Origin of the sequence: Bartonella sp. MR110HLJHH, assembly GCF_042194225.1 — a bacterium.
GTDB classification, from domain to species: domain Bacteria; phylum Pseudomonadota; class Alphaproteobacteria; order Rhizobiales; family Rhizobiaceae; genus Bartonella; species Bartonella grahamii.
Window position 1 is genome coordinate 1 of the sequence record NZ_JBHIMQ010000033.1, and the last position, 4,003, is coordinate 4,003.

At 45.2% G+C, this 4,003-nt stretch carries 3 protein-coding genes; all 3 read right to left on the reverse strand.

Features of this window, described 5'->3' with window-relative positions:
* On the reverse strand, positions 1-582 hold a 582-nt coding region (locus ACFIKB_RS08805), incomplete at its 3' end, for a lysozyme (protein ID WP_375653360.1).
* 63 nt (positions 583-645) lie between these two features.
* Positions 646-975, reverse strand: a complete 330-nt coding sequence (locus ACFIKB_RS08810) for a hypothetical protein (RefSeq protein WP_375647759.1) — start codon at positions 973-975, stop codon at positions 646-648.
* A gap of 9 nt (positions 976-984) precedes the next feature.
* On the reverse strand, positions 985-4,003 hold a 3,019-nt coding region (locus ACFIKB_RS08815; protein ID WP_375653362.1), incomplete at its 5' end, for a hypothetical protein.

Genomic DNA, 4,003 nt, shown 5'->3' on the forward strand with positions numbered 1-4,003 from the left:
CCATTGCACCGGTCCATTGCCTGCTAACAAGCCGCCAAAACCAGAACAAGACCCTATAATCGGGGCAAGTGCTTCTATTTTAAGAAGTCCGGTTGCCGTTTTCGTTTCTACCCTTTGATAATTTGAAGAAACATAAGCCCCTTTTGCCCATAATCCCGCTTCTGCTGCTCGACGGTTGGCTAAACCCGCAAGAGGCTTCCCACCAACCTTATTCCATTTCTGTAATTCTAAGGGTACGGCTTCATAATCGCCTTGATTAAGCTTCTTCAACAATGTTGACTTGCGAAAAGCAGCTGTTCCTACGTTATAGCAAAATGAGACCAATGCCGCGAATTGGCAATCCGTTAACGAAACCGTAACCGATTCCTCTACCGTCTGCTCGAATTGCTTTAAGTCTTCACAAAGGATTTCTTCTGCTTGCTTTTGGCTAATACACATGCCTTTTTTGACAAGGGGGTGACCCGCATTGCTGGTGTGACCATAACCAATCGTCCAGACACATGCCGTATCTCTATAAGCCTCTAAACGCAATCCTTCCCATTGTTTGATAAGTTCTAATCCTTCTTTCGATATCTTTCTCATCTGACGCTCCATAAAAAAAGCCCCACAAAAGTGAGGCTGGATAAAAATGTTTTTTTATGATCTCTATTGACTATGCTCTTTGATCAGTTGCTCGACTTCTTCAACACGAAAGCCAAGTTGAAAGAGCGGTGCATATTCGCTTTCCTGTAATTCATACTGACAACGCTTTTCTACAAAATCACCATTTGAATCAAACGGCATGGTTGTTGTTAGACAAACCTTATGCGTGTCATCTTCAATCCCCTCTTCTCCCTCTCCAAGCTCTTTAACAAAGACCCAATAAAAACGCATTGCTAAAAGATGCTCTAGCCTTCTTACTGTTTCAACTTTGTCAAAAGAAAGCATGTTCAGATAATCTTCTTTGCTATTTAAATGTTCTGGATATTCTATCATCTCTCCCTCCTAAACAAAATGACGCGTATGGCTACATCCACGCGCCGCAACTTGTTCATTTCCACCATTGACGATCATGGCGGCTCGAGTAAAACGCCCATTATCCGTTGTATTACTCCAGCTACCACCCCCTAACAATGCTCTCATTTCAAACGTATTTTGCGTACGGCTTATGGGTATAGGAAACGTGCCCGATAAAAATTGCCAAACATAACCGCAACCATCTTCACAACCGATATGCGAAATCATCCGTATATTTGCCGTATCCTTATATCCACCTGAAACCTTAGAGGTTGGTTCTTTCTTGCCAACAATATGTGTCTTTTCATTGCTTCCATACATAGCAGAAGCAAACGCTTCATCACTCAGTAAAGATTTTTTAACACGCGCCATATCTGTTACATGTTCGGTATAATTACGGTTTGTTGTTATATTGGTACGATACATTGATTTCGTATTTTCACCCGTCCCTGATTGAAGATAAATATCAACCCAAAGATCTGTAGAGGGGTCGTAGACCATTCCCTCTGGTGAACTATAAGGGCGGTGATTCAAACACCAAACAGAATTCGGCAATATATCCCCTGCTTGATAACCGGATAATGGATGACCAGAAATCGTACCAACATCCGCACAGAGCGTATGAAACCCTCCTATCTTACGAGAATTACTCACAGTGTAATCCCTTGGATAGGTAGAGTTTTCTGACAAAACAAGTTTATGAGACTGTTTTCCATCAGAAACCAAATAAACATAATAATCCTTGCCTGCCGAAAGAGAAGGAACGCTTATTCTTGTATCTGCCGTATAACTTGCAACCAAAGTATCATTGCCTAATGCCAAGGTTATACGCGTTCCTTTCTTCAATGTGAGTTGTTTTTTCCCTGTCGCAACAAGAAACGGCGTAGAAATTGAAAGAACCGTTAAATTGGACTGTTTCAGTAAATTGTTTATCTCTTCCCCTAGCACTTTTGCCTGTGAGGCTACTGTATGGGCTGTTGTTGCCGTTGCTAGGGAACTCTTGATACCTCCAAGCTCTTGTTTCATTGTATCGGCGGTTGTTTTGGCTTCTTCTGCTGTCCTTTTCGCTCTATCAGCTACTTCCTTGGCTTTTTCGGCTTCGCTCTTGGCTTGATAGGCTTGTGAATCTGCCGACTCGGCTTTTTTCTTGGCTTCTTCTGAGTACATCCGCGCTAAACTTACGGGGGCTTTAAAATTCTCAACCACTTGATTGATATCGATAACCCTACTCCTCGCAGACGAGGCTATTTTCTCTGCATCTTCTGCCTGATTGCGTGCTTGCGTCGCGTCATGTCTTGCATAGCCAGCAGACTCTTTGGCTTCCTTGGCTATTTTTTGTGCTTCTTCCGCTTCTTCTTCCAAAGACGCTGCTTTTTTACCCGCTGTTTCGGCTGCCCTCTGCGCTTGTTCTGCTATATATTTTGCATTACTAGCTATTTCCTTGGCTTTTTCTACTTCATTCTTGGCTTCATACGCTCGGTCATCGGCTTTCTCCGCTATTTTCTTGGCTTCTTCGCCTGCTCTTTCTGCTAAACTTGCTATAGTCTTAGCGTTATTGGCTACTTCCTTGGCTTTGTCGGCTTCGCTCTTGGCTTGATAGGTTTGTGAATCTGCTGCCTCGGCTTTTTTCTTGGCTTCTTCGCCTGCCATTTCCGCTAGTCTTGCTATAGTCTTAGCGTTACTGGCAGCTTCATTCGCGTCGTGAGCTTTACTCCACGCTTCATTCGCTGTGCTTTTTGCCTTTTCCGCCTCACTACGGGCTTGACCCGCATCATGCTTGGCATAACCAGCTGTCTGTTTGGCTTCTTTAGCTATTTTTTCGGCTTCATCCGCTACTGTCTCTACCTGTACTGCCTTCTTCTGGGCGCTTTCAGAAACCTTTTTTGCCTCTTCTGCTGTCGACTGCGCACTACCAGCTACTTGTTTTAGTTCATCCAAAGCACTTTGAGATTCTTGTACAATCTTCTCTAATGCTTCCGCTTTACGTTTCGCTTCTTCCGCTAAGCCCTTCACCGCTTCTGCACTCACCTGCCCTGCCGTCTCTCCTGAACGCGCCGCAGACTCTGCTACCGCTTTCGCTTCAGAAGCTAATTTTGTAGCCTCCTCTGCACTCTGTTGGGCTTGATGAGCCGTCGCTGTTGCTGTATCCGCTGCACTCTTGGCTTCTTCTGCTGTGGTCTTCGCTGTATTCGCCACTGTAACAGCGCTTTCTGATGCTACTTTGGCTTCGTTAGCTACCGTTTCTGCTGTTTCTGTCGCTGTCGCTACCGATTGTTTTACTTCCTCCACTAAACCTTTTGCCTCAACAGCTGTCGTTTTACTTTCATTAGCTAACGTTGCTGCCTGATCTGCTACTTTTTTCGCTTCAGCGGCTTTAGACAATGCTTCTGAAGCATCTTGTTGCGCTGTTGATGTCTCTAACGCCTGTTTTGCCTCTTGCGCCATAGTCTTGGCTTCTGAAGCTGTAACTGTCGCATCATTCGCCTTCTTTTCGGCTCTCGCGGCTTTCTCTTCTGCCGTTTCTGCTGTGCTCTTAGCTTCTTGCGAAAGGACATGAGCATCCTCTGCTTTATTCTTCGCTTCCACCGCCGTGTCTTTTGCGCTATCCGCTAACCGCTTTGCATTATTCGCTAACGTTTCTGCCGAATGCGCTCTCATCTTAACTTCTTCAACCAATTGTTTGGCTTCACCGGCTTTAGTCTTGGCTTGTGTAGCAACGTCTTCTATTGTTAAAGCCCTCTGTTCTACTCCTTCTGCTGTCCTTTTGGCTCCCTCTGCTGTATTCTTGACATGATCAACCGATTGCTTAAGATCATGAGCTACCGACAGAGCTTTAGACGCCGTTTCTTTTGCATCACCGGCTACCGAAGATGCTGTCTCAGCTGTCATCTTGGCTTCCTTCGCTGTAGTGAGAGCTTGCCCACTGCTCGCTGCCGCCGTTTCTGCAACATTCTTCACCTCACCCATCACCTGCTTGGCATCATCAAAAGCGCTCTTGGTTTGTTCG